Source organism: Bdellovibrionales bacterium (genome assembly GCA_019750295.1).
GTDB lineage: Bacteria > Bdellovibrionota > Bdellovibrionia > Bdellovibrionales > JAGQZY01 > JAIEOS01.
The window spans coordinates 39075-65017 of record JAIEOS010000002.1 but is presented as its reverse complement, the minus strand read 5'-3'; the positions used below and the strand labels follow the sequence as shown (position 1 = coordinate 65017).

24 protein-coding genes are annotated in these 25943 nt (G+C 45.8%); 9 read left to right on the top strand and 15 right to left on the bottom strand.

Annotated elements, in window-relative coordinates:
- Positions 1-274: 274 nt before the first annotated feature.
- The 3 genes from K2Q26_00335 to K2Q26_00325 are packed head-to-tail and all read left to right on the top strand — an operon-like array spanning position 275 to position 8036.
- Positions 275-1285: a hypothetical protein gene (locus K2Q26_00335; protein MBY0313939.1), complete on the top strand. Its 1011-nt coding sequence runs from the start codon at positions 275-277 to the stop codon at positions 1283-1285.
- On the top strand, positions 1282-5247 hold the full coding sequence (locus K2Q26_00330; GenBank protein MBY0313938.1) for a translocation/assembly module TamB: 3966 nt from the start codon (positions 1282-1284) through the stop codon (positions 5245-5247). Before K2Q26_00335 ends, K2Q26_00330 begins: the two co-directional genes overlap by 4 nt.
- Entirely contained in the window at positions 5244-8036 is a 2793-nt protein-coding gene (locus K2Q26_00325) for a BamA/TamA family outer membrane protein (protein ID MBY0313937.1), read from the top strand. The genes K2Q26_00330 and K2Q26_00325 overlap by 4 nt, the downstream gene beginning before the upstream one ends.
- Before the next feature lie 17 nt (positions 8037-8053).
- Here K2Q26_00325 and K2Q26_00320 read toward each other — a convergent pair whose 3' ends face one another.
- Positions 8054-8542: a hypothetical protein gene (locus K2Q26_00320; GenBank protein MBY0313936.1), complete on the bottom strand. Its 489-nt coding sequence runs from the start codon at positions 8540-8542 to the stop codon at positions 8054-8056.
- A gap of 10 nt (positions 8543-8552) precedes the next feature.
- Positions 8553-8855, bottom strand: coding sequence for a hypothetical protein (locus K2Q26_00315; GenBank protein ID MBY0313935.1), 303 nt, complete (start codon positions 8853-8855; stop codon positions 8553-8555).
- 213 nt (positions 8856-9068) lie between these two features.
- Between K2Q26_00315 and K2Q26_00310 the strand changes: the two genes are divergently transcribed.
- Complete coding sequence (locus K2Q26_00310) at positions 9069-10313, top strand: TonB-dependent receptor plug domain-containing protein (GenBank protein MBY0313934.1); 1245 nt, start codon at positions 9069-9071, stop codon at positions 10311-10313.
- Positions 10303-11166, top strand: a complete 864-nt coding sequence (locus K2Q26_00305) for a TonB-dependent receptor (GenBank protein MBY0313933.1) — start codon at positions 10303-10305, stop codon at positions 11164-11166. Before K2Q26_00310 ends, K2Q26_00305 begins: the two co-directional genes overlap by 11 nt.
- On the opposite strand, the gene K2Q26_00300 is transcribed toward K2Q26_00305, so the two are convergent.
- The 5 genes from K2Q26_00300 to nrdR are packed head-to-tail and all read right to left on the bottom strand — an operon-like array spanning position 11163 to position 13861.
- Positions 11163-11744, bottom strand: a complete 582-nt coding sequence (locus K2Q26_00300; protein MBY0313932.1) for a hypothetical protein — start codon at positions 11742-11744, stop codon at positions 11163-11165. The two genes, K2Q26_00305 and K2Q26_00300, sit on opposite strands and share 4 nt — an antisense overlap.
- A gap of 2 nt (positions 11745-11746) precedes the next feature.
- Positions 11747-12592 (bottom strand): kinase/pyrophosphorylase, encoded by an 846-nt coding sequence (locus K2Q26_00295; GenBank protein MBY0313931.1) that lies wholly within the window; start codon positions 12590-12592, stop codon positions 11747-11749.
- Positions 12582-12986 (bottom strand): hypothetical protein, encoded by a 405-nt coding sequence (locus K2Q26_00290; GenBank protein MBY0313930.1) that lies wholly within the window; start codon positions 12984-12986, stop codon positions 12582-12584. The genes K2Q26_00295 and K2Q26_00290 overlap by 11 nt, the downstream gene beginning before the upstream one ends.
- Positions 12983-13405: a transcription antitermination factor NusB gene (nusB, locus tag K2Q26_00285; protein MBY0313929.1), complete on the bottom strand. Its 423-nt coding sequence runs from the start codon at positions 13403-13405 to the stop codon at positions 12983-12985. The genes K2Q26_00290 and nusB overlap by 4 nt, the downstream gene beginning before the upstream one ends.
- 9 nt (positions 13406-13414) lie before the next feature.
- Positions 13415-13861 carry a transcriptional regulator NrdR gene (gene nrdR / locus K2Q26_00280; GenBank protein ID MBY0313928.1) on the bottom strand — a complete coding sequence of 149 codons (447 nt, stop codon included), beginning with the start codon at positions 13859-13861 and terminating at the stop codon, positions 13415-13417.
- Between the two features lie 69 nt (positions 13862-13930).
- Here nrdR and K2Q26_00275 point away from each other — a divergent pair, with 69 nt between their 5' ends.
- Together K2Q26_00275 and K2Q26_00270 are read left to right on the top strand one after the other, a co-directional pair.
- Positions 13931-14566: a hypothetical protein gene (locus K2Q26_00275; protein ID MBY0313927.1), complete on the top strand. Its 636-nt coding sequence runs from the start codon at positions 13931-13933 to the stop codon at positions 14564-14566.
- Entirely contained in the window at positions 14550-15770 is a 1221-nt protein-coding gene (locus K2Q26_00270) for a methyltransferase domain-containing protein (GenBank protein MBY0313926.1), read from the top strand. The genes K2Q26_00275 and K2Q26_00270 overlap by 17 nt, the downstream gene beginning before the upstream one ends.
- On the opposite strand, the gene K2Q26_00265 is transcribed toward K2Q26_00270, so the two are convergent.
- Together K2Q26_00265 and K2Q26_00260 are read right to left on the bottom strand one after the other, a co-directional pair.
- The gene (locus tag K2Q26_00265; protein ID MBY0313925.1) at positions 15767-16714 is read right to left on the bottom strand and encodes a hypothetical protein; all 948 of its coding nucleotides are present in this window, start codon (positions 16712-16714) and stop codon (positions 15767-15769) included. The genes K2Q26_00270 and K2Q26_00265 overlap by 4 nt on opposite strands.
- A gap of 8 nt (positions 16715-16722) precedes the next feature.
- Positions 16723-17586, bottom strand: a complete 864-nt coding sequence (locus K2Q26_00260; protein ID MBY0313924.1) for a LysR family transcriptional regulator — start codon at positions 17584-17586, stop codon at positions 16723-16725.
- 190 nt (positions 17587-17776) lie between these two features.
- On the opposite strand from K2Q26_00260, the gene K2Q26_00255 reads away from it, so the two are divergent.
- Positions 17777-19498: a S8 family serine peptidase gene (locus tag K2Q26_00255; GenBank protein ID MBY0313923.1), complete on the top strand. Its 1722-nt coding sequence runs from the start codon at positions 17777-17779 to the stop codon at positions 19496-19498.
- Positions 19499-19535: 37 nt separating this feature from the next.
- Positions 19536-20258, top strand: a complete 723-nt coding sequence (locus tag K2Q26_00250; protein MBY0313922.1) for a hypothetical protein — start codon at positions 19536-19538, stop codon at positions 20256-20258.
- A gap of 220 nt (positions 20259-20478) precedes the next feature.
- Here the strand turns inward: K2Q26_00250 and K2Q26_00245 are convergent, their stop codons facing one another.
- From K2Q26_00245 to K2Q26_00220, 6 genes are all read right to left on the bottom strand, one after another.
- The gene (locus K2Q26_00245) at positions 20479-20949 is read right to left on the bottom strand and encodes a flagellar basal body-associated FliL family protein (protein ID MBY0313921.1); all 471 of its coding nucleotides are present in this window, start codon (positions 20947-20949) and stop codon (positions 20479-20481) included.
- A 130-nt stretch (positions 20950-21079) separates the two neighbouring features.
- Positions 21080-21841, bottom strand: coding sequence for a rhomboid family intramembrane serine protease (locus tag K2Q26_00240; protein ID MBY0313920.1), 762 nt, complete (start codon positions 21839-21841; stop codon positions 21080-21082).
- A gap of 15 nt (positions 21842-21856) precedes the next feature.
- Positions 21857-22282, bottom strand: coding sequence for a methylmalonyl-CoA epimerase (mce, locus tag K2Q26_00235; protein ID MBY0313919.1), 426 nt, complete (start codon positions 22280-22282; stop codon positions 21857-21859).
- Positions 22279-22785, bottom strand: a complete 507-nt coding sequence (locus K2Q26_00230) for an HIT domain-containing protein (protein ID MBY0313918.1) — start codon at positions 22783-22785, stop codon at positions 22279-22281. The genes mce and K2Q26_00230 overlap by 4 nt, the downstream gene beginning before the upstream one ends.
- A 169-nt stretch (positions 22786-22954) precedes the next feature.
- On the bottom strand, positions 22955-23428 hold the full coding sequence (locus K2Q26_00225) for a hypothetical protein (protein ID MBY0313917.1): 474 nt from the start codon (positions 23426-23428) through the stop codon (positions 22955-22957).
- 400 nt (positions 23429-23828) lie between these two features.
- Positions 23829-25583 carry a 30S ribosomal protein S1 gene (locus tag K2Q26_00220; protein ID MBY0313916.1) on the bottom strand — a complete coding sequence of 585 codons (1755 nt, stop codon included), beginning with the start codon at positions 25581-25583 and terminating at the stop codon, positions 23829-23831.
- Between the last annotated feature and the right edge of the window lie 360 nt (positions 25584-25943).

Genomic DNA, 25943 nt, shown 5'->3' with positions numbered 1-25943 from the left:
ATCTTGAGGGAAATCCCTCGACTTTCTTCTAGCGAATCAAAATAGAAACCAACTTGGACTGGCTGTTCGGCCAGTTTTCTCCGGCACTTAGTCGTAAAAATTTAGACTTTGCACGGTCGAGCTAGGACGTTCGAACAGAGGCTTTTTTTGCCTATCTAAGTTATGAATTTTGCTAGAGAAAGGTTGTGATCTCGGCGAGAAATCTCCCCAATTTTATGACGCTAGCCGATAATATACTATAGAGAAACAACTCGATCAGCGTCTAGGAACAACTGTGGCTCCCAATTTGGTCATCATTCAACTGCTTCACTCGCCGGCGAACCCCGCTGAATTTTTACGCCTGTGTTGGGACAACATTTCTCGGAAACAGAAAAAAGAAATTTTTTATTTTTTGTACAATGCCAAACAGTACAAAACATTTCTCACTGTCCTTCGGTTAGAAATGAACTCCGAAGATCCAATGATTCCCTGGACTCAACTTTTTACAATCCTGATTCGGGTGAACCTCCTCAATGAAGATGAGCTTGCAGCATTTCTCAGTTCGGGAGTATCGACTCAGGAATTTGCCAAGTTTCGCGTCAACCATTCCCGACTCTCGCAACTCTGGGATGAAACGAAACAGACTGTGCTTTTGAATTTTGATCAAAAGAGAGACGAGTTGCTCAAATCTTTGGAATTTGCAAAACAACAAGGACTCAAAGAGCCGCGACTGAAGATCCTCAACGAGTTGATCAGAAATTATCCCAACGACGAGCAAGTCTTAAAAATTCTAAGTCAGGAAAAAGAGTTTCAAGCCCGCCAGGTGATTGCTCGCGCCACGTCCAAAAAAGAAATGGCCAACGATATTCGCCTGACTGCATCCCCGCAACATATTGACGATGAACTTCGCGCCCGACTCCTCAAGCAGGCTCTGGAAAAAGTAAAAAAGAACCCTCAAATGGCCGTCGATCTCACGGTTATGTTTTACCACATGGATTTTTATGACGAAGCTTTCCAAATTATCGAGGCCGACAGAACTGGAGATGTTCGACTCATCTGGTACGAAATCATCATCAGCATCGAAGCCGAAAAATTTGTCCGCGCGATGAGCGCCATCAACCGCCTTAAAGGGGTACGACTTGAGGAAGCCGACTCCTCTTTTTCTATGATGTACTACCATGCGCTCGTTTTGCACGGCATGGGTCACAAGGCCGAGGCTCTCCAAGTTTTGAGAAACATTGTAAAGATTCGCCCGCAATTTAAATCGGCAGTGACTCTTTTAAGCGATTGGGAGAACGAGAAGTGAAGAAAAAAATCTTCTCCGCTCTTTTTCTCGCGCTTTGTATTGGGTTGCTGGTGGCCGCTCTCTCCTCATGGCATTTCGAAAAGTTGGACACCATTGTACGTCTAGAGATTGAAAAGTATGCGAAAGAGAATCTTCCAGTAAATATTCAAATCGAATCCACGAGCGTACAACTTTTACCGGTTTCGCTGGCCGTTCAGAACATCGTCATTGATCCCAAAAAAGAAATGGCATCAAAAATTAAACCTATCAAAATCGAATCCATTCGGCTCCAACCGAATCTTTTTCATCTTTTGTGGGGTCGCTTTACAATCAAAAAGCTCGCGATTCACAACACGGCCGTGATCGCCAACATCCCCAATGAGACCCAAGGCGAATCGGTGATTGATTTAGATAAAATACTCAATTCCATACCCATCCAGCAGCTGGATCTTTCAGAAACAGATCTGGATCTTACATTTAAGGTGCCCTCTGGCACCTACAAAGTATTTGCGGTTAAGCTCAACGCCAAAGTTGTTAACGATATTCGTAGCATTATGTGTAAACTTAAAACCGAAAGCCTCACCGTCACTTCCAATAAGGAAGGTGTGACTGAAAAAGCGGCTTTCGAGACCCAGTTCTTCCTTACAAACAAAAATCTCGTGCTTTCGGATTTTAAATTCCAAGAAAAAAATTCCTTTATTCTGGCATCGGGCTCTACTCAGCATGATCTCAAAAAGAAAAAAATTGTTTCTTCGAATATCAATGTCCGCTTACAAACCAATATTCGAAAAATCGAATCGCTACTTAAGGTATTTTTAAAAAACGAAGATCTTTCGGCTGTTGCTATGATTGATGGTCAGTTGCGAGGAGACACCCTACTCACGAGCGCCGGTGTCAACCAGTTCAACCTGCAGTCCGATATCAGTTTGGTGAACTTTTCCATTGAGAACTTCCATATCGGCGAAATTCAAGCCGAGGGAATTTTTAATTCCCAAAAAAATACGGTCATCGCCAATAGAGTAAGAATGAATTCGCCCGGCGTGAAGGCCTTGATCTCCGACTTTAAAATGAACTTAGACGAACTCTCGTTTCAAGACGTGAAGGTCGACCTTCAGCAGTTCGAACTGCATGACTACCTCAAATATGCCATCCGTCAGGATATCCCAGCGTATGCCCATGCCACAGGCTCGGTGGTTTGCGCGGGTACTTTTAAGAGTTTTAACATCAAATGTCCCGGCTCTCTCAAAGCTCATGATGCGAAAGTCAACTCCAGCGGCAAAAACCAAATTATAGCTGTCGATAGCATTAGCGGTGATGGCACAGTCAGTGTCGACGCCAACCAAGTCAATTACACGGTGGCACTTAAGACGCCCACGTCCCAAGGACGAAGCTCTGGAACTATCAATTACAAGACCGGATTTAACATCGATTTCGAAACTCCCCAGCTGAGTTTGGATGAGATTAAAAAAATATCGGCTCTCGAGCTGGGCGGAGTCGCCGCGATCAAAGGATCAACTCAAGGGAATTCCAAATCGGCCGTTTTTGAAATGCAAATCGATGCAAAAAATGGATCCTTGGATGGCTATAAATTGGGCGATTTATCCACCAAACTGAATTTCAAAACGGGAGTTCTTTACTTCAATAAAATGCAGGGAACGCTGTCGAGCTCCAGATACCTCGGAAATTTGGAAGTCGATCTCAATAAGGAATGGCTATCCGGTAAGATTCAAGTGCCATTCGTCGATCTGGCGGTAGCTCAGGAATCCATTCGCAAACAGCTCGATATTCCTTTTCCGGTGACGGGAACGGGATCCGCGATTGTGAACCTGGATAGTCCTTTGGACGCGAAGAAACTTTCATTTAAAGTAAAGTCGCGCATCTACAATGCGGTGGTGGATCAGCAACACGTCGATACCATCGATGTCGATCTTCAATCCAGCCTCGGGCAAATTGAATTTAAACAGCTCGTTGCCGAGGAAAAAAAGTCGAGAGTCATCTTTACCGGTAAATTGGATCTTACGGAGCGAGTGTATGGGATTGATTTCAAGTCGGACACCATCTACCTCGATGATATTGATTACACTCAAGCTTTAACCTCTTCCACGAAGGGCGTCTTCGCGGTGGATGGCAAAATCCGTGGCCCTCTAAGTAAACCAGAATTAGATGTTAAATTCTCTTCAGATTTATTTCAAATCTCTGGACAAAGGCTGTCTCCATTGCAAGGTGGTCTGATCGCTAATCCCCAAAAGATCACTCTCGATATTAAAGGTCCAGAAAACCTATCTCTAAAGTATCGCGATTTCTCAAATGCAAGTGATGTTCAAATTGAAGGGCAAATCGAGAAAATCAATCTCGCCCCCTTTCTTACGAACCTCATGAAGTTAGAAACCTTGGAAGACTACGAAATTTTCACCACTTCAAAATTCAATCTCAAATTGAATAAAAAAGATCGCTCCATGATCAGTGGGTATATTTTTATCCCCGAGATTCGTATGGTCTTTCAGAAGAACGAAATGAGAAACGAAAAAGAAATGACGTTTTTCTTATCCAACAGCAGATTTAACTTCTCGCCATTTGTCATTTCCGGGGAGTCCGGCTCTCTTACGATGAGGTCGAGCAACAGCGATAAGCCCTTTGATATGCAGATCACCGGCTCGATCGCCCTCTCCTATTTACAGATCTTTGCACCCTTTTTAGAGACTCTGGAGGGACGCATTTCGTTAAATCTCAAAGTGCAGAGTGACTTTAAAAAGGTCACTTTTATGGGGTCCGCTTTCATTGATGACGGCTTTGTTAAACTTCCGCAAATTCCTCACGCTGTTGAGAGTCTTGATGTGGACATTCTATTTAATCAAGATCAGTTGATTATTAATTCGATGAAGGGTCGATTCGCGTCCGGGCAGCTCTACGGAGACGGAAAAATTTTAATCAAAGGGCCCAAGGACATCCCGACCTTTTTAAATCTCCATCTCGAATCGGTCGATCTCAATATCCCTAACGGAGTCCGAACGAAAGGGAACGCCAATCTTCAACTCAGCGGTCAGTGGCTTCCTCTGACCTTAGCGGGAACTTACGACATCTACGATGGACTTATTTCCAAAGAATTGACCGGAGGAGATTCGAGCTCTTCAAATCCTCATGAGATTTTCCTCCCACCTGACCTGAGAGACACTTTAAGTTCGCCGATTCGCTTAGATCTTACCATTACGCCTCTCGTACCACTTAAAATTAAAAATACGATGATTGATGGAAAGATCGAGGGACAAATAAAAGTCGTTGGTGATCCTTCGTCCCCCGTCCTCGCTGGAACAATTTCCTTGGTTCGAAACAGCCAGATCAAATTCCAAGATGTGACTTTTAAGGCCGTAGACTCGTCTTTTGCATTCAAAGGACAGGAACCGCCCGATCCAGAAATTTATCTTCTCGCAGACACTCGCTATAAAAATCATGATATCGAAATGTTAATTCAGGGAACCGCGAGTCGACCTAAATTTAAGCTAAGTAGCTCACCCTCTCTCTCAGAGCCAGAGATTATCTCTTTGCTCACATTGGGAACAACTCCCCAAGAACAAGAAGCTCAAGCTCAACAGCTGGCGAACTCAACGCAAGCTCAGCAACGAAGATCCTCCGTCGAATTCAGATCAGATCTTTTTTCGAAAATCCCTTTGAGCAAAGAGTTTAAAGAACGTTTTGGCGTGGATGTCAAATTCTCACCGACCTTTGATTCGGAAAGCAACGTCGCCGCCCCCAAAGTGTCTGTCGGTTACCAAGTTTCGGAAAAGGTGACCGCCACCGGAAGTGTGCAGGGCGGGACAGAAAGCCGCGCTGAAGCCAACGTTCGTTACGACCTCAATCGTAATTTTGGAGCTCGCTTTAGCGTACAAACCGAAAACTACGAAGAAAATAATCAATTGCGCGGAAACATCGAGACACCTCCAGAAATCTTAGGGATTGGTCTTGATTACCGAAAGGAGTTTAAGTGATTCGCTTGATACTCCTTCTCGTTCAATTGATGTATGCGACCACAACCTGGGCGGAGTCCCCTGAGTATTCATTTACTCCGGATTCTCTCAGTCAAATTAAATCCTTTTACCGAACGACAAAAACGAAATTTAACTTAAGCGAACTGGATTACATCGTAAAAGAAGCCACCCGAACTGGTAAGTACGATTCGGTGCGAATGATTCTTATCAACCCTAAAACCGTCGTTTTTGAGGCTCACGAGGAAGTCAACGCCTCCCATTTAGAGGTTGCGGGGAATCAAGCTGTCACTTCACAAGACGTGCTCAAAATTCTTCAAAGTGGCAACAGCCGCAATGATTACGTCGAACTTCAGGGAAACGTCAAAAAACTTGAGGAGAAGTACCAATCGATCGGTCTAAGTAATGTTAAAATTGAAATTAAGGAAACACTCAAAAATGGATCTCCCCACTATATCGTTTTGGTCAATGAAGGCTCGGCAAGCACCCTAGAGGAGATCATTGTGCTTTCAAAGAATAAATATCTCAATTCCTACATCAAACTGAGCTTGAAGAGCTATATTGGACAGAAGATCAACGGAGAACTACTCAAAACCATCGAAAACAGTATCAATTCGGCCCTTATCGAGAATCGCATTCTCGAAGCCCGCATCAATCGGATCGCTCCGATCTATAGCGAAGACCGAAAATTAGTGAAATTATCTATTACTCTGGAATCCACCACGTCTTATGAATTTGTCTTTTATGGAAATAAGTATTTTTCTGCGAGCAACCTCTTGGCGTATTTAGAGGTTGAGAAAAATTATCTGAATTATATTAAAAACCAAAAACTTTTGACCAAAAACATAGAATCGCTTTACAAGCAGTTTGGATTCCCTACGGCCGTCGTCGTCTCTCAATCTCGACAAATCGAAAAACTCAACAAACACGTGATTAGCTTTACGGTCAAAGAGGGAATCCAGTACCGCATTAAGGATCTTCGAGTGAGCGGAAAGATTTCACGCTCTCCTCGCTACTATGAGGATCTTTTACGAGGAGCTTTTGCTGAGCTCAAAAATCCTAATCTCTATGTGGACGAAAATATTCAAAAAGCCACAGATTTACTCATCACTGAACTCCGGGATGAAGGCTACTTACGAGCCAATAAGATTCTTATTGATCAAAAGATGAGCGACAACGGCACCGTCGACATCTCGGTGCAGATCAACGAGGGCTTATTGACTCAGATTCGCAGCATTCAGTTTAATGGACTTAAGAGTTTCACCTCGAATCAACTTTACGAAGTGATTGATCTAAAACCGAACACGCCACTTAATCTTAAAAAGATTTTAAACAGCTACAACGCCCTCAAGCAGTTTTATCAAAAGAATGGATTCCTCGATTTCGAGATCACCACCCCCAAAGAAAAGCTGGTGAGTTATTTGACGGATTACGAGTTTGCCGATCTCAAGTATGATATCAAAGAAGGTCCAAAGATCCGCGTGAAAGACATTCAGGTGCGCGGAAATAGTAAAACCAAAGAGAAAGTCATATTGCGAGAACTCGATATTACAGAAGGTGATGTTCTGACCTCTGATCTCGTGACCGATTCCGCCATATTCCTCGAAAGAACTCAATTGTTTTCGCGAGCTCAGATTAACATGAGCGACGTCAATACCGATATCGCAGATCGAACCGTTTTCGTGGATGTACAAGAAAAAAATCCCGGCCTGGTCAACTCGGGACTCGGTCTCTCCAACGAACGGGGAATTACTTATAGAGGTTACCTTGGTGTTTCCTATAAAAATTTAGGCGGGAAAGGCCGAGGGATTTCGGGCCGCGGAGACGTTAAATACTCTCAGGCTAAAAATATTCGATATCCCGAAAATAAGGTCGTATTGGGTTATTACGAACCGTACATGTTTGCGAATCGCCTCCGTGGCCGTGTCTCGTTCATCCACGAGGAAGAGGTGTTCGACATTACCGACGACGATGAGGTTCGTATCCGAGAGATCAATGAATTAAGTCTCCTCGTTGAAAAACAATACACTCGACAACTGAAATTCACTTGGAACATCTTTCGTTTCTCAAATCAGAGAACCTTCGATAAAGATGATCGTGGAGATCGCAAAACGATCAACATCGGAAGCGTGGGACCCTCCATCGAATGGGATCGACGGGATGATCTCTTTTCGCCAAAGTCGGGGACCTATTCCCTCGCCGAACTCGAGTACGCTGATCCCGCTTTGGGAAGCACCAATGATGAATCCAACTTTATTCAGTTCTTTCGAGCAACAGCGGGTCACTCTATTTACACCCCAATCACTAAAAATAAGCGGTTTGTTTTTGTAAACACACTGCGCGGGGGTTACGTCGAGAACCTCAGTAATAAGGACCAATCCGGCGTTCCCGCCGCGAAGGCCTTCTTTCTTGGAGGTCGCCCTTCGATTCGAGGTTATGATCTCAGAACCAACGAGCGTGTTCCAAGCCTTAAGGAAGTCTGTGGCGGCTGCCTATTAGAAAATTTTAAGATTTCGTCGGAATCGACCTTTTTCCTCTTAAGGTCGGAAATGCGATTCCCACTCTATGGAAGTGTGGGTGGACTGGTCTTTTATGATGGTGGTGCTGTTTATATTAAGAATTTAGAGATCGAAGATCATTACCGAGATGCTCTAGGGTTTGGAGTTCGTCTAGAAACTCCTATCGGTGCTTTTAGCGCGGAGCTTGGCTTTAAGCTCGATCGAAAGCGCTCGTCGCCAATCTATGACAACGAGACGCCCTTCACCCTTCACGTTTCCATGGGAACTTTCTAGTTCCGGATGATTTTAGCTTAGTGCTTGTGGTTATGGCCGTTTCCGCCACCGATCTCCTCGAAATGCTCAAAAGCCTCTTCCACCTCTTCGAGATTTTCAGCCGTCGGTGCCTGAAGGGTATCGCAGGAGAGATTATCATAATGATTTCCGTCGAGGACGGCCACTTGAAATCTGACAGGCGTGGTTCCTGAACCCCAAAGAATAGCTTGCTTGGTCGGAGCTCCAGAAGATTTATCCTCGAAGTAGAGGCTCTCTTTGCCAGAGATGGTTTTGTAATTCATAGTTAATGGACCGACCGCTACATTTTTGTTGTCGTGAGGAATTAACAAAATGCCACGGACAGACGCTTGTTTAGCGTTTGTACCATAAGTCACTTCAATAAAACATTTTTGAGTCTGCTGTAACGTTATCTTTTGCTGCCCCACAAAATAACTGGGTTGAGCAAAGGCGACTGCAGTCCACGAGCTGGCCATTATCGCACACAGAATTTTTGTTGAAAACTTCATAGAGACTCCTTTATTGAGATAACTCTTTTTTTAATACACTACAGTCAACGACCGCAGTGTATTTGTTTTTTATTAATCCATTCTTATTTATAATCAATAGGGTGGGCGTTTGTTTGAAATCATTTCGCTCGGCCAAATTTTTATCGCCCATCACGGCTGCACCACGGTGCCCGTATCTTCTCAATTCCTTCTGCAACGTCTCTTTAGTTCCCCAATAACCAACCGCCACCACCGGAGCAGTGATCGGCAAACAGGATAGGCTCTGAAACTGTCGCTTACAGCTTTCGCAGTGGGCTTGAAAAAAGATCCACAAAGAGTTCCGTCCTCGAAGGCTCGAGGAATTGAAGCTGCTGAAATCATTAATGTTTTCGTAGCTTCCCTGATAGTAGGAAAAAGGCTCCTCAGCCCCGGACGGGGCACTCGCGAAGAGGGCTATGAAAAAAAGAAGTGGGGCGACTATCACGATTGACAATATAGACGAGAAAATTCTATTATTGCAACAGTTTTGCATTAACAAAAAGGGCCAATGAGCTTTCTCGTCACTTTAATTGTCTCAGGTTTGCTATCACACGCCCATGATCACGACCATGATCATTCCCAGCCCTTACATACAATTCTTGTGACCCCCGAAAATTTTTTTGATTCTCATCGGCATGACACCACCGATCGCGTCGAAGTGCTCAACAAAGCCCATATTGATCAGTCCAACGCGACCACGCTCAACGAAGCGGTGGATCGGATGCAGGGTGTGGACAGCCAAGACTACTGCGCCAACTGTGGCGCCAAACGAATCAGTATCAACGGACTCCGGGGAGATCACACATCGGTTTTGATTGACGGAATTCCTCTGTACTCCGCCGTGACGTCGGTTTATGGCTTCGACGCCATTCCTATGCAGTCCGTGGGCGAGATTGAAGTCATGCGCGGAACCGGGAGCGCGCTCCTCAATCCCGAGGCCATCGGCGGCACCATCAACATCATTACGTTAAGCCCCACCGAATCCGGAGCGAAAGCCACCGCCTCTTACGGAACTTACAATAGTCGTATCTTTGAGCTTCTGAATAATTATGTTTCGGAGTCGAAGAAATACAAACTTTCCGTGGGCGGAGAGTTGAGTCGGCAGAATCCATGGGACGTCGACAACAACGGAATGTCGGAAAGCCCCTGGAGAAATCGCTATTCTTTATTTTTAAAACAAAGCGTGAACGTGTCCGATACACTTCAGTGGGCCACCCGATTGAGTTTCGCGGATTTAGAAATTATAGGGGGCAACATGGCGCGCTTCCGTCTCCAATCACCCATTTCTCTCCAAGCCAGTGAAAATGATTTCGTTGATGGCGATGTCCGAAAACCTTATATCGGGGAGATCTCTAAGATCAGCGAACGAGTGCAAGTCCAAAGAACCGAACTGACTTCGAAGATGATCAAAATCCTAGACTCCACCTCCACACTCGAGTGGAACTTGGGAGGCGCCAATTACAATCAGGATTCGATTTACCTCCATGCCTTTGATTACAAAACCAAAGACCTAACACTTTATACTGATCTTCGATGGAGAACCCAACTGACCACGAACCAGACGTTGCTCCTCGGGACTTCGGCTCGTCAAGAAACGCTACGATCCCAATCCGTCGTTATGTACGACACCAATAATATCCCGAAAGACGATTTTGATTATACGGCCTATTCAATTTTTGCTCAGCATGAGTGGTCTCTCCCTTACAACTGGGAGCTTTCCAGCGCCCTTCGATTCGAAAAAAATGAAGAGTGAATGGAAATTTTTGAACACTCTCGAGCGAAGCGTTCTCTCGCCACGTCTCTTCGCCAAGTGGCAACCTACCGATCACTTTATGCAACAGCTCGCCTACGGCTATGGCTACCGAATGCCTCTCACATCCATCGAATCGGCTCACGGCGCCTACGATGGCTTCCTCGTTAATATTACCGAACTCGAAAAGTCCCACTCCTTTTTGTACTCCGTGAGTTACAATACCGAGTCCTATTACCTCACCCCGAGTGTCCACTTCACCCGACTAAAAAATATGTCCTATCCTCTCCAGCCGGCGATGGCTCATTCCGGGCCCCTTCAGTTTGTGAATGATCCGCAAAGCCACAATATTGTCATTTACGACATCCTTGGAGGTGTTAAACCCTTTCCGAACTGGCTATTGGAAGCCGGCTTTGAATATTACACGTATCCTGATGACTACAAAAGTAAGCTCCCTACGGCTGCCATCGAAAGACGCGTGAATCTTCGCTCAGAATTAGAGTGGGACAACTATACGTTTGTCGTCTCGGGGATGTGGGTCGGCGCCCGCGATCTTAGCAAATACTATATGTACCCAGATCATTACAATATCAGCCAAGGCCTCCTTGGAGTGGCCGACCAGAAGCTTCAACGCTCACCCCACTACTGGTTGTGGAACACGAGCCTCGGTAAAAAAGTGAGATCCTTCGAAGTGACCGCGGGCGTGGAAAACATTTTTAATTACACGCAAACCAAAAAAGGAGACAGTCCTGCCATGTGGCATTCTCACGATGGACACACTCACCTCGACAACCGGCATGTTTGGGGACCTAATCGTGGCCGCGAATTTTATTTAAGACTCACCTATAACTTTTAGATTTTAGAGACCGCGAAGGAAGAGAATATCCGGCGCAGTTTTTTACTTAAAATATCTTTTTCGGTGTCACGCTGGACTCCGCCAAAAATCGTAAACTGTCTGGAGTGATTCTTCACCATCCATGTGACGCAAGAGGCACTCTTCGTCGCCTCCTTCAGTAGGGGAATATCGGCAACTTCGATAAACCACATCCCATCTGCGGCGATGGCCTCCCGAGCTTTAAGACCGTTCTTTTGATGTTGGCTCAGAAGACGGCGAAGCCGGGCATTGGTATCGACCACCTTCGATTGAGAAATAATTAAAAAATATTGAAGCTTGGTTGGATCCAAAGACGACATGTAGCGAATCGTAAACAAAGAGCTGGCGTCGGCCTTTTCAAAAATAATCGCTCCTCCTTTTTCCACCTCGAAACTAAAACCATACTCTTTACTTCGGATCACGCTGTCGGACTTCAGCTCCTTGATCTCGAAATTTTCGTCCTGGAGCGACGACGAGGGAGGTAAATCGATCACCGACTTTTCGGCAAGGGCCGCAGAGCATAGAATAAAAAAGGTAAGAATAATGAGGAATAACTTCATATTTAAAACATTGTTGGATCGAATTTAATCCCCATCCGAGTGCAAATGATTTTCGTGATTTCCGTGGCGGTCTCTTCCAAAGCGCGCTCAGTCACATTAAAAACGGGCCAGCGTTTATTCTTTGCGAAAAGCTCCCTCGCCCAATCGATCTCTTCGTAAATCTTATCGAGGCGGGCGTACTCTCCGCCCGGATCTTGACCTATGCGCTCCAGACGATTTCTGCGAATGCGATGAAGCGAATCGGGCTCGATGATCAAGCCCACGATCTTTCGTTGATCGATTTTAAAAAGTTCCTCGGGAAGGGGCGTGTTGGGCACCAAGGGAATATTGGCGACCCTCCAGCCTCTGTGACTTAGAAAAAGACTCAGTGGAGTTTTACTGGTTCGACTAATGCCGACAAGCACGATGTCGGCCTTATCGAGATCACTTAAAACTTTGCCGTCATCATGTTTCACCGTAAACTCGATGGCCTCCACGCGCTTGTAATACTTCTCGTCCACAGAGTGAAGAATCCCCGCACGTCGGGCGTTATCGGTGACATGGAGGAAATCGTCCAACTCGTTAAGAATAGGGCCCAACAAATCCACCTGAGGCACACCCAAGGAGCCCGTCTTTTCCTGAAGATACTTTCGAAGCTGTCGGCTCACGATCGTGTGGATGATGATGGCTTTTTTCTCGAAGGCCTCTTCGATGGCCGAATCAATTTGCGGTTGAGTGCGGATATTTTTGTGTCGAACGATGTTCAGATCGTGGTCGGTGTAGTGCACGAGTGCCGCACGGGTCATGGTCATGGCGGTCTCGCCCGTCCCGTCAGAAATGACATAGATAAAAACTTTTTTATCGCTCATTGAATCCTTCGATCACATGCACTTGCGAAATATGGGACTCTTGCTTCTGCCATTCTTGAAGAAACTGATCTTTTGCAAACGTCTGCGGTAAAAACACAACTAAGTCGGGTCGACCCACCTGGATCCATTTCTGGTAAAGACACTTCGTCCACTCTTCGAGCGTTTTTTTATTCACCAACAAGGTCATCTTATGGGGAAAATGCTTTGGACTTGCATACAAGATGCACTCTTCCACTAAATTTTCCGTGGTGAACCGGGAGATTTCATACTGCGACTGCCAGTCGAGACGCTGAAACCAACGGTCGTCGCGATTCAAGTCCACCGCCCAAACTTCCCCAGGGAGATTGATAAGAAAATCTTTCATCTCGGTCATGGAGCCAACAGTAGACATCATTCAGGTGTGGGTTTTTCTTTATGAAAAATCTGGTCTAGAATACCGTTTATAAATGCCGGCGAATCTTGTGAGCTGTATTTTTTGGCAATCTCCAAAGACTCATTAATAATCACCTTCGGAGGGACCGGATCTAAATTCTCAAAGAGCATTTCGCAAACGGCAATTCGTAAAATATTAAGATCGATCAAGGATAAACGCTTGAGACTCCAATGGACACTGTACTTTTGGATGATGCCATCGATGGATTCCTTGTGGTGAAAAACCGCTTTGACTAAGGCTTCGCTGTAATCAAGCTGCTGATCATCTAACGTAAAATGATTTTTGAAAATCTTTAATAACTCTTGCTCATCCGCATTGGGCATGAATTCTTTTTGAAAAATAATCTGTAAAGCGAGCTCGCGCCCAGTTCTGCGGGTCATATGGTTATCCTAAAAGTTCTTTTCGAGATTGGAAACAAATTCTTCGATATCATTAAACGACTGATGAACACTGGCAAAACGAATCGAAGCCACTTTATCAATCGCTTTCAACTCGTTCATAACATAAATACCGATTTCACGAGAGCTCAAATCATCGACCTGGCGCTTAGAAACCCAACGGACCGTTTTATCAACAATTTGCTGAATTTGTGGAGCCGTCACCGGGCGCTTAAAGCAAGCGGCCCGCAAACCATTGGTAATTTTGGATGCATTAAACACTTCCCGGCTCCCACTCTTCTTGATCACCATGGGCAAAGAGAGAATCAGGTTCTCGGCGGTGGAAAAACGAAAACTACAGGCTTCGCATTCTCTCCGGCGTTTAATGCTCGTATTATCTTTGGTCGCGCGAGTTTCGATCACTTTGGTATTTAAAGAATTGCAGCTCGGGCATTTCATAATATAGGATATTTATTAAAGACTTAGGGATATGGTCAAGGGAATGATGCAAGAGGAGAAAAGTTGTTTTTGCTGATTCAATTACTGACATGTTGGACGTTAGTTTTTGGTGCGATCGAATCTGAGGATGAACGCTATAACGAGGCTGACGGCCCTCCTAGCACGGGCTGGGAGCAAGCGACGAAGTTTTTCACTCGAGATCGAAAATCCGTGTCGACCCAGGTGGGAGACAACGATATAGACACCGGCGGCAATCGCCTCATATTTATTGACAACGTCACCTTCGTCAACAACTCGTCTAATGATAAACACGGGAACGAGGGCCAATGGGGTCTGAGCGCTGGGCTAGAATGGGACCGCGAGTATGTGGCCCAGGGGTTTTATATCGACTATTCTCGCTTCGACAGCACAAAGAACGAAAAAGACGACCAAAAGTTTACCGTCCTTACCGGACTGATTTTCCCTCGGCTTGAGACCCAATTCCCCCTCTATCTGCGGGGCGCCTTGGGCCTAGGTTATTTTACAGGGGACTTTGCCAACGACACCCTCACAGTGGATTACAATCTCTACACTGGGTTTCGGGTGTTCACCCATTCCGGAATGTTATTCAATATCGAAATGGGCTCTAAAAATTACACGCGCATCTTCCAATCGAGCTATCTCAATAGTTTTGTGTTAAACTCCGGCCTTGCGTTCGTCTTCTGAAACCCGATATTTCAAGCATCTGTTTGATCGCTGTGCCGAGGCGCTGGCCTCTATTTTTAACGAGAATAAGCATGCCGATAAGGTCATTGAGTATTATTTCCGAAACAACAAAAAATGGGGTAAGCGCGACCGGCATTTTTTTGCAGAAACCATCTACGAGTGTGTCCGCTGGTGGAACCAGTTGGCCTTTCTAGCGCTGGGAAAGACGGAACCGCAGTCTCTTGAGGACATTCATCGCATCATTGCCGCCTTCTTCTTAAAAACGGAAAAGGACCTCCCAGAGTGGTACGAGAAGTACGACCGTGAAATACAAAATCGCCTCGCAATCCCTCTCGCCCGCCACCTTCAGTTTGCAGTTCCCGAATGGCTTTATCTCCGCGGCAAAGAGGAACTCGGTGAAGTCCAATGGCATGAGGCTCTCAACCATCTCAACACTCCGGCGAAAGTCGTGTTGCGGGTGAATACTTTAAAAATTTCACGTCGAGATTTTTTACGTGAGTGTGCCCGCGAGGAATTCCACGTTGACGAAAAACCTTTGCCTCAAGCTCCAGATGCCGTCGTCATGACTCAGCGGAAAAATATTTTTGCCTCACAGCTGTTTCAAAAGGGGCTTTGCGAAGTTCAAGACAGCTCCAGTCAGCAGGTGGCCCCCTTCCTCTCACCTCAACCAGGAGATCGAGTGATCGATGCTTGTGCGGGCGCGGGTGGAAAATCTCTGCATATTGCCGCCCTCATGGAAAATAAAGGGAAAATTATCTCGTTAGATATACACGAATGGAAACTCCAAGAATTACAAAAACGAGCCCGCCGCGACGGTGTTCACTGCATAGAAACTCGGGCGATCACATCCAGTAAGGTTATCAAACGCCTCAAACAAACAGCCGACTCCGTCCTGATGGATGTGCCCTGCTCAGGACTCGGTGTCCTCAAGAGAAATCCAGATACAAAATGGAAAATGTCGCCGCAACGGCTTGAAGATCTCCATCGATTGCAAAAAGAAATCATTCACGACTACAGCCAGATGGTAAAGCCCGGCGGCTATTTTGTGTATTCAACATGTAGTATTTTTCCGTCGGAGAATTCGGGAATTGTCCAAGATTTCCTCAAGAGCCAGCCACAGTGGAATCTCGTCGAGGATCGCAGCCTTCTCCCGTCCGACGACGGAGATGGTTTTTATATGGCTCGCTTACAACACAGAATTTAATGTAAAATGGCGTCGATTTCGTCTTTTTTGGCAACGTCGTGATCTGTGCTCGTCAAGATCGCATCATAATGACCGCGTGCGGATCCACCATAGCAGTTAGAATGAGTGCCGTGGATTCGAAACGCCACTTCTTTTTTAGTGTTCTGATAACTTGCTAAACTAAAATCTCCGCAGCGAAATGTATGACTTTCCCCTTCGGAATTTAAGCCCTGCACCGTCGAAATATGCAGGTCTTTCGAACGCTTCACTAATACAACAAAAGGGATTTCAACGATCTGGGAGGGAGTTTTGGACTGGTTCTTAAAGAGACTTTTCACGAGCGCCACGCAGTTTTTTCCGTCCCGCAAAAGATAAGAGGTGACGACTGAATTGATCTTGTGGTGCTTTTGATTTTCCCAGGCCAACCCTTTGATTTTATGAGGGCATGCTTTCTCTTTATATTCGGACCACCCCTGCAAACGCACCTCATCACAGTTTTTAAGATTCAATTTTATCGAATCAGTGATTTCTTTATCGTTGGCAATCTCTGGAAGATTATGCGGCTGCTGTTCGAGCAACTCCTTGGTGAGTTGCATGCACTTGGTGACCTGCCCGCTCTTCATATAAACATGAGCTAAATTATTCTGCGCTTTTAAATAAATTTTTAATTCTGGCGTCGATTTCTTTTCGCTGACCGAGGGCGATGCCAGAGAGGCATAGCATTCTGAGTCTTTCATAAAATCTTCAAGCTCTGCCGAGGCTTCGGTAAATTTATTGTCTTTGTACAATTGGTCAAAAATCTTCATATGACTTTCGAGCTCAGCGCGGGTGCAAGTCATCGCCTTCTTGTGACTCTCACTCTGTAAATGAGCCTCCCGGGCGTGACGACGCTCGGCCGATGGAGGGAGTATTCGATCGGCAGCGAACGAGTTCGAGATGAGACAACTAAGAACAACTGACAACATTAAAAATCCTAGCGGCTGGCCACTTGCTGAGAAAGCGCTCTAAAAAAAGCTTCATTCATTCGCTGAGCGTTTTCATCGAGTTTATTCTTTTTGTAATAGTAAAAAATATTTGTCGAGTAGGAGAAATCCAGAACCGGAACGGAATTCAGGCGGCCTGTGCGGACGTGTTTACGAATACTGTGAGCCGGTAAAAATCCCCAGCCTAAACCCGACTCTAAAACGCGCTTTAAAGTACCGACGTTGACCGTTTCGAAGACGGGAGTCAACTCCAGGCCCGCCTTTGACATGGCTTTATTCAGTTCCTTTTGAAAGTTCGGATATCTCTCCATGAGGCTGACATAAGGCTTAAGAGCAAGATCTTGCACCTCAATATCTTCTGGAAGTTGGGAATCTTTAGCTGAACCGATCAACCACATTTCATCCTGCATCAGAAATTTCTTTTCCGAACTTTTAGGTTCAATTCCATACTCCACTTGAGCATCCGGGAGAATGATGATGTCCAACTCTCCGTCCTCAAAGGCCTGAATCAGCGAAGGCCCATCGGTGTAAGTCATGTGCACGATCAGTTTAGAATTGTGCTTGAGGAAGAGCCCAATAATCGGGCTCACAATGTACAAACCTAAAGAATTTAAAGTGCCGATTTTAAAAGTGCCTTCAACTTCGACATTCATGGTTTGAATAGCGACCTGGGCCTGTTGGCTTAAAGAAAGTATTCGTCGCGCATATTCGTAAAGAATTTGCCCCTGGGAGGTGGCTTTGGCCTGCCGCGATCCACGCACTAGGAGCTCGACACTTAATTCCTCCTCGAGATTTCGAATCTGCTGACTCACCGCCGGCTGCGTGAGATAGAGCTTTTCCGCAGCGGCCGTCATACTTCCCTCGCTGATCACTGTGCAGAATGTGGTTAAATGTTGAAAGTTCACGCTAGCCTCCTGAGCTTTAAGAATTATTTATTATAAGATTTTGTTATGGTTTATGTAATAATTTTTTCATTGCTGTTGCGCCACCCCTTCGCTACTTTGGGCCCAGCTCTTGGGGGAGCTTTAAATTTTGGGGGGGAGAATGAAACTCATTCGTTCATTCATTATCGTTGGGGTATCGTTCAGCTTAATTCACTGCAGCAAAAAGTCGTCCCCATGGGAGACGATGCCAGCTCCGCAAAAAGAGTCGGATCTGGGTTATATCGTCACCGCCACTGAGAGCGAGATGACAAAGCTTCAAAGCCAAATCCCAGGTGCGAAAGTCCGTCGACTCAGTGTGAATATCTTCGAGGTGTCCAAGGTGGATCCCCGCACGCTCACGTCTTTTCTCACCAATAAAAGCATCACCAAGAACCAATTGATCGAGGGCACTCTTCACAAATTGGACATGCCTTCTTTTAAGGCCAAGGAGACTTCGCAGGATGCGTCCTTAGCCATCGAAACTTGCCAAGCGAGCGAGGTCGCTCCCGACATGGAGTTGGATATAAATATCAATCCCGACACGTTGACCGTAGAGCTGGGCCAAGAGGTTAAAATCACAGCGACCGCGACGGCCCATGAATCGGTGGGCGGTGACGTGCGAATTCTTTGGGATGTTGTCGCGGTCCCTAGCTTTTCCAGCTTTAAAATCGAAAAGGGCATCGCTGCGGAACAGACCTTCACTCCCGACAGTGTAGGCATGTACCGATTTGCGGTGATCGCGCAGGACAAAAATCTTTCGTGCAGTCTGGCGGTCGTTCCCGTCTTCGTGACAGCCAATCCGGCCGTCTCTCAAGACTTGCAATTGGCGCAAATCCCCACGGCGGATAAATTTGTACAGCTCACTTCCATTGAAGCGCCTCAAGCTTGGAATATGGCTCAAGGCGAAGGCATCGTGGTGGCAGTGATCGATACCGGTCTCAACTACAATCACCCTGGCATTCGCGAAAATATCGCCTTCAACACCAAAGATTTGAACTCTGATGATTCAGACAACGACGGCAATACTTTTAAGAACGATTTTATGGGTTGGGATTTTGTCAATGGTGACAACCTTCCTTTTGATGATGAAGGCCATGGTAGCCACGTTTCCGGATTGGTCGCCTCTCCGATTATGGGTGTAGCTCCGAAAGCGAAGATCTTACCGATCAAAGCTCTTAATGCCGGTGGGTCCTCCGATTTAGGAAGCATCGTTGCGGCGGTTCGTTACGCCGTGGACGCTGGAGCTCATGTGATCAATATGTCTTTGAGTTTCGAAGACGTAAATCAACAGGGCGAGCCTGCACAAATGAGAGAAGCGATCGAGTACGCTCGATCTAAGAATGTGGTGGTCCTTGCGGCTTCTGGAAATGGGAACGCTAAAAACGGAATCGGTTACGATATCGAAGAGATTCCGAATTACCCGGCTTCGTTCCAAATGGACAACGTGATCTCCGTCGCTGCGACGGCCAAAGGGAAAATCACCGGATACTCCAACTTTAATTCGAAGCGGGTGCATCTCGCAGCTCCGGGCGGCAGCTTTGTTCCTGGTCAAGCCATGGAAGAGCAAGAATTATTGTTCTCTTTAGCTACCCTGAACCCCGCCGACCGACCCTTCGCTCCCTCCATGGGAACTTCAATGGCGACTCCGGTGGCCGCTGGATTAGTGGCCCTTATGTTGAGCGCCAATCCGACTTTGAATCCCGTTGAAGTGCGAGACATCATGATGAACACCGGAGATCGTATCGAAACGCTGGTCGGTAAAACAGTGAGCGGAAATCAAATCAATGCAAAAAAAGCCCTCCTCAAGGCCCTAGACCTTAAGCTAGCTCAAGTATCGAAGTGATTCCCAACCGGAAAGAATCGGCTAGACTAAAAAAGTTATGAAAATAAAATACATAGCTTTTTTAGTCGGCCTTATTTTTTCCTTCAACGCTCACGCCAAATTATTCAGTAACTCGTACGTGAGCTTCCAGCTTCCTCCCAACTGGAGTTGCAAAGTGGCAGGAACCGAATGGGTCTGCCGCAGCTCCGTCGGAGAAGATGCCAAGCAAGCGATCATTGTTCTTACGGCCAAAGAAGTGGGACCGAATGACAATTTCGCGTACTACAATCAATATTTAAAGTCGTCTAAAACTCCAAAAAACCGCGACGGTACCGTTGCCACTCAGTCTAAAATTATGCACTTAAAAACCGTACAGATTGCCAACCACCCCTGGGTCGACGGATTGCATTTGGGAAGCTTACTCCCCAACTTCTATTCTCGTTATTTAGTAACGATCAAAGATAAAATTGCGGTGCTTGTCACATTTAACGCTAAAAAAGAATTCTACACCAAATACAGCAAACACTTCTTTGACGCGATCAACAGCTTGCGAGTGACAGCCACCTCGGGCACCGCCGGTAAAAACATCAAAAGCGCCAATGAATCCCTGGGTAATCTCGACATCGACGCCCACATGGAAGACGGCGACTGGGGAGACGAAGACCCCAACGCCATGGGCCTCGCCAACCAAAAGAAAACCTCCAACGTCTGGCTCTACGGCGTCTTCCTCATCCTCGTAGGCACCGCCGTCTTCTTCCTCATGTTCAAAAAGAAAAAATAGAACTCCACCAAAAAGCGAACAAACAAAAAAAGGCAGGCCCCACCTGCCTTTTTTTATTTTTGAACGAGTTTCTAATGAAGTGAACCAGGTTTCTCTTCTTAAAATTTAAAAAGCAAAAATTTTCCGGATGGAAAAAAGCGAGTTCCGCTTCCCGCGGCCTGTTTGAGCTTTTTTTCGTCCGGAAAATTTTTGCTTTTTAAATTTTAAGAAGAGCCGCAGCCTATTGCAGCATGAAGCGAGTGAAGTAGATGTCTTTTATAAACCCATAATCCAACTGCTTATTGATCGAAAGAGAGATATCGTCCTTCAAAAACAATTTCCCCTGAATCGAAGCGATATCTTGATACTTCTTTTCAGAAAGAATTCTGACCACGGTGTCGCGGACCATCGCGGACTTGCCAACGACCTCTTCGTAACTGCGCTCATCGAGCATCTCTAAATTGACCTCGAGTTGGACGATCTTTTCTTCATCCTGATTGGAAAGGTTTACGGTAAAAGGTTCGAGAGAATAAACTATAGGCTTATCTGCGAAGACTTTTTCTTTTTTAAGAAAATCCTCAAGAGTGACATGAACTTTATTTTCTTCGACCTTGGGGCGCGGAGAATCCATAATCGCCAGAAACGCTAAGGTACCGCCGCCGGCCAGACAAAGAAAGTTTACTACTGCGAGTATAATTAATGACAGTTTCATACAAGACTTTTATCGGTTGTGGATGAAAGTCCTGTAGCTCGAACGTATAAAGAATTGCGATTTTAGTTAACTTGGATTTGGGATCTCAAACTGAGACAGCCGATGGGGAACTGTCGACGAAACTGACGTTTTAGTTCCAATACTTGGGATCCTCGTTTTTATCACGATTCACCACCAGCTTGAGATTACGTCGCGCCACACTCTGTTTCCGCCACTTCCCCTGCTGATAGCGAGTCCAAAACCAAAGGAAAATAAAACCGGTGATTAGTCCACCGATGTGAGCGAGGTTCGCCACAGGACTTCCCGTTCCCGATCCCAGGAGCCCAAAGATCTCAACCACCCCGATGATCATCACAAAGTATTTGGCCTTGATCGGAAAGGCCCCAAAAAAATAAATCATACGATCACCAAACAGAATGCCGTAAGCCAAAAGTAGACCAAATATGGCTCCGGAGGCTCCGACCACAGGAACCGAGTAGCCCATGGGGATCGCACCTTTACTTAAACCGACAATCACCATTCCTGCTAAATAGATAAAACCTGCGCCAATCCCGCACACCATGTAATAAATAAAGAAGAATCGACTTCCCCAACGCTGCTCAAGCTCCGAACCAAAGAACCACAGGCTCAGCATATTAAAAAGAATGTGCATCGGGTTCTCAACCGCATGAAGAAAAATATACGTGATCGGTTGCCACATAAAAAACTTTTCGATGGTGAGCTGTGGAATCAATCCCAAATAATTTGTAATCAATGGAGGTTGATCCATCACCGAAACCAAAATAATTCGCTCAAGAAATATCTGAAGAAGTACCCAAATACCAATATTGGCAAAAATGAGTTTTTTTACAAATGGCGAGGGTGAGGTGAGTTGAAATTGTGGGCTTTGCATAGATATTACCCTAACCTACTTTGCGGGCTCGCTCAACTCGATCAAGACTCCGCCGGTCGACTTCGGGTGCACAAAGACCACTCGGCAGTTATGAGCTCCAGGTCGAGGCACGTCGTTGATCAGCTGAATATTATGTTCCTTGAGGCGTTGAACCACAGCCTCGATATTGCGAACTCGAATGCAGAGCTGTTGCAGGCCGGTCCCTTTTTTCTCGATGAACTTTTTAATCGTGCTGTCGTCGCTTAAGGGCTCGATCAATTCGATGGCACAGTCGTTCGACAGCGGAAAGAAAGCCACATTGACCTTCTCGCTCGCGACGGTTTCTCGACCGCTTTCGGTGAGACCCAGGGCCTTAAAAAACGCGCCACCTTCATCGAGGGAGTTGACGGCGATTCCAACATGATCAATGGCAAAATCTTGGGAGGGAGTGAATGTACTCATTTCAATTCCTTTTCTAATTTTAGAAACGCCGCTTTCAATCGCGAGTACGTTTGCTCAGGAGTTTCCACGGTCAATTTTGTTTCGGCGATGAGGGGAAAGAAATTGGTGTCCCCGAACCAGCGCGGGATAATATGATAATGAAGGTGCTCCGGGATCCCGGCTCCCGCCGCCGCCCCTAAATTAAGGCCTACGTTTAATCCTTCGCAATGATACTCCGCTTTTAAAAGGCGTACGCTTTCACGCACTAGGAGATTTAATTCTTGAAACTCTTGATCTTCGAGATTGGGCAATTCACCTTCGTGGCGTAGAGGTAGCACCAAAAGATGCCCGCTATTGTAAGGATACTTATTGAGGATCACCATAGCGTTTCGGGATCTCAGAAGCACGTGCCTCTCGTCGCGATCCTGAGTGATCGCAGCTTCGCAAAAAACGCAGCCCTTCGTTTTAATCATGCGGCGAACGTAGCGCATACGCTCGGGGCGAACCACGATGTCCCGCTCGATCGGCCAGATATCACTCAAGAGTAAGTCCCTTTTTGCTTTACGAGAGGGCACTTTTTTAGCTTTTGATGATCTTTTTGGAGCTGTTTTTTGCGCTTTTTTCATGAGGGAAATTCTACCCTCACCTGACCGCCCCAGAAAGGGGCGGCGTCCTAGGTTGCATCAGTTGATTCTATTTACAATCTTCCAGATCGTGAACCAGGTGATTGCGAAGCTCTCCGTCCACGTCGTAGGCTTTAATCTCAAATTTCCCAGTGCCTTTAGCGAGATCAATGTTCAAAAACCACTGTGAGGAGCGAGCGTCCCACACATCCGGGGCGCGATAACGATATCCCACAAGGGACGTCCCATCGTTCTCAAACGTCTGGTGTGTACAAGCCTTAAACACAGCCAACTTACACTGAGCCGGAGCCGGATTTTCAAAGATCATATGATCAAATGCACCACTCTTATCGCCAGTGCTAAAAAGATAAACCCCATCGCGCATCACAGCAGTATGATGCCCCGTCGCCACACAAACCTCAGCCCCCTTCGCCGTCTTACAAGAATAAGACGGTCCACCTTCAAACAAAGAATTACTACAATCCGTCTTCGCCAACGCAACCGCAGTCCCAAAAACCAAAGATAAAAAAACAAAAACCTTCATACACTCTCCTTTAATAATTTATAATCGAGCACAAGCGACTCACATAACAAATCAAACACCAGAACAAAAGCATTCCCCCAAAAAAGAAACCCTTTGCACAAATTTCACCACCCCCAAAAGAAAAATCTAGCGCCCCGAAATCCTTTTTTATTTTTACTCTCAATTTTAATATTGAATTCAAAGACGCTTCCCGAACGTCCCGTACGAGCAGTGCGTATCCGGGTTGCGCTCACGCAGTGACGCAATCCGAAGACGCTCTGCACCCGCTGAGGGTCAGGAAGGGAAGCGTCTTTGAATTCAATATTAAAATTGAGAGTAAAAATAAAAAAGCCCGGGACACAACCCGAGCTTCCTAAAAGGTCCCTCACATTTCGCGAAGGACAACAGTTTGTAACAGGAACTATTCTTCAGTTCCGCGAAGACCTTTAAGTTGGTCACCAAAAACATCACCGAGTGAAGACTTCGAAGAAGAACGGTTCATATACTCACCGGTATCTCCTTTTTCTTCACGAAGCTTTGCAAGGCGAACACTTAAGCCCACTTTACGAGCGTCTTGATCGATGCTGATCACTTCAGCCTTAACAGCATCACCGACGTTCACCACGTCAGCTGGACTGTTAATACGCTGAGACGACAATTCACTGATGTGGATCAAACCTTCAACGTCTGGCATAAGCTCAACGAAAGCACCGAAATCTGCGATACGTACGACTTTAACTTCGTGCATAGAGCCGATTTGGAAACGCTTTTCAACATCTTGCCAAGGATCGGCTTCGAGTTGTTTAAGACCGAGTGAGAATCTTTCGTTCTCAACGTCAACGCCAAGAACAACGGCGCGAACTTTTTGTCCTTTGGCGAACATCTCCGAAGGATGATTCACACGCTTCGTCCATGAGAAGTCAGAAACGTGAATGAGTCCGTCGATGCCTTCTTCAACGCCAACAAACACACCGAAGTCAGTGATAGATTTAACTTCACCTTCGATGATGGTTCCCGGTTGATAAGTTTCTTTAAGTTCAATCCAAGGATTGGCTTCGAGTTGTTTAAGACCGAGAGAGATGCGGCGGTTTTCTTGATCGATATCAAGAACCATCGCGCGAACATCTTGGCCCACAGTAAGAATTTGAGAAGGATGTTTTACTTTTTTCGTCCAGCTCATTTCGCTCACGTGGATAAGGCCTTCAACGCCTTCGTCGATTTCTACGAATGCACCGTAGTCTACGAGGCTAGTAACTTTACCAGCAACTTGGCTGCCTTTAGAGTATTTCTCTGCAGTATCGAGCCATGGATCTCTCTGAAGCTGTTTAAGACCAAGAGAAACGCGGCCTTTTTCGCTGTCATACTTAAGAACCATGACGTCGATTTCATCACCCACATTGAGAACTTCAGATGGGTGCTTAATGCGTCCCCAGCTCATATCCGTAATGTGGAGTAATCCGTCCATTCCACCAAGATCTAAGAATGCACCGTACTCAGTGATATTCTTAACAAGACCTTTTACTGTAGATCCTTCTTTCATCTGATCCATAGTTTGAGTTTTGAGGCTCTCGCGCTCTTCTTCGAGGAGGGCACGGCGGGAAAGAACAATGTTTCCACGTTTTTTGTTAAACTTGATCACTTTAAATTTATATTTCTTGCCGATGTAAACATCCATATTGCGCACAGGACGTAAATCAATTTGGCTACCAGGTAAGAAAGCTTTAACGCCGATATCAACACTCAAGCCGCCTTTAACTTTGGCGATAACAGTACCCTCGATCAATTCTTGGTTTTCTGCGGCGCGAGTGATGTCGTTCCACGCTTTATACATATCTGCTTTATCTTTAGAAAGTACGATCATGCCGTTTTCGTTTTCGATGCGATCGATGAAAACTTCGACTTGATCACCAGCTTGTACGGAGGGCTTACCGTCAACATAACGGAATTCATTAATGGGGATGAGTCCCTCAGATTTGTAGTTAATATCAACAAGAACGTAGTCAGACTGAACTTCTACAACTTTACCTTGAACGATATCACCGACTTTGTAGTCTTTTTCTTTGAGAGATTGTTCGAACATTTGCGAAAACTCTGTGGCGGAGTCGCGCTTAATGGGTTCACCCATTCCAGAAAATAGATCTTCGATCTTTTTCTGTTCCATTTGTTTTTTAGTCATACTTTTTGTGGCTTGCATATATATAAAAATACCTCCTGGGTGGAAACAAAGACGCCAATCTCTGTTCCCTAGATTTCACAAAAAGGCCTGTCATGGACGTCCCTGAATTGGGGCGAACGCAGTGCTGCTTTAAGTGATCTGTTGGTTATAGATTGTGGCGGTTTAAAGTCAACTAAATGGGTTGGGCTCTAGGTTTTTCCTAGTAATTTAAGAACTTTAAAGGATGTCCTCAGGGACACGGGCTCCTGCCCTCGCCGTTTTCGCGGGTGGGAAGCCCCGCGATCGCGTCACGCTAAACGGAGGTCCCTTCGGACATCCTTTAAAGTTCTTAAATTACTAGGAAAAATCGTTTCGCTTTGG

Excerpts from the sequence above, each read along its gene's own strand:
- K2Q26_00320 (MBY0313936.1), bottom strand. The coding sequence starts at position 8,542 with ATGAAGTTTTCAACAAAAATTCTGTGTGCGATAATGGCCAGCTCGTGG.
- K2Q26_00310 (MBY0313934.1), top strand. The coding sequence starts at position 9,069 with ATGAGCTTTCTCGTCACTTTAATTGTCTCAGGTTTGCTATCACACGCC.
- K2Q26_00305 (MBY0313933.1), top strand. The coding sequence starts at position 10,303 with ATGAAGAGTGAATGGAAATTTTTGAACACTCTCGAGCGAAGCGTTCTC.
- K2Q26_00300 (MBY0313932.1), bottom strand. The coding sequence starts at position 11,744 with ATGAAGTTATTCCTCATTATTCTTACCTTTTTTATTCTATGCTCTGCG.
- K2Q26_00295 (MBY0313931.1), bottom strand. The coding sequence starts at position 12,592 with ATGAGCGATAAAAAAGTTTTTATCTATGTCATTTCTGACGGGACGGGC.
- K2Q26_00290 (MBY0313930.1), bottom strand. The coding sequence starts at position 12,986 with ATGATGTCTACTGTTGGCTCCATGACCGAGATGAAAGATTTTCTTATC.
- nusB (MBY0313929.1), bottom strand. The coding sequence starts at position 13,405 with ATGACCCGCAGAACTGGGCGCGAGCTCGCTTTACAGATTATTTTTCAA.
- nrdR (MBY0313928.1), bottom strand. The coding sequence starts at position 13,861 with ATGAAATGCCCGAGCTGCAATTCTTTAAATACCAAAGTGATCGAAACT.
- K2Q26_00265 (MBY0313925.1), bottom strand. The coding sequence starts at position 16,714 with ATGTTGTCAGTTGTTCTTAGTTGTCTCATCTCGAACTCGTTCGCTGCC.
- K2Q26_00260 (MBY0313924.1), bottom strand. The coding sequence starts at position 17,586 with ATGACGGCCGCTGCGGAAAAGCTCTATCTCACGCAGCCGGCGGTGAGT.
- K2Q26_00255 (MBY0313923.1), top strand. The coding sequence starts at position 17,777 with ATGAAACTCATTCGTTCATTCATTATCGTTGGGGTATCGTTCAGCTTA.
- K2Q26_00250 (MBY0313922.1), top strand. The coding sequence starts at position 19,536 with ATGAAAATAAAATACATAGCTTTTTTAGTCGGCCTTATTTTTTCCTTC.
- K2Q26_00245 (MBY0313921.1), bottom strand. The coding sequence starts at position 20,949 with ATGAAACTGTCATTAATTATACTCGCAGTAGTAAACTTTCTTTGTCTG.
- K2Q26_00240 (MBY0313920.1), bottom strand. The coding sequence starts at position 21,841 with ATGCAAAGCCCACAATTTCAACTCACCTCACCCTCGCCATTTGTAAAA.
- mce (MBY0313919.1), bottom strand. The coding sequence starts at position 22,282 with ATGAGTACATTCACTCCCTCCCAAGATTTTGCCATTGATCATGTTGGA.
- K2Q26_00225 (MBY0313917.1), bottom strand. The coding sequence starts at position 23,428 with ATGAAGGTTTTTGTTTTTTTATCTTTGGTTTTTGGGACTGCGGTTGCG.
- K2Q26_00220 (MBY0313916.1), bottom strand. The coding sequence starts at position 25,583 with ATGACTAAAAAACAAATGGAACAGAAAAAGATCGAAGATCTATTTTCT.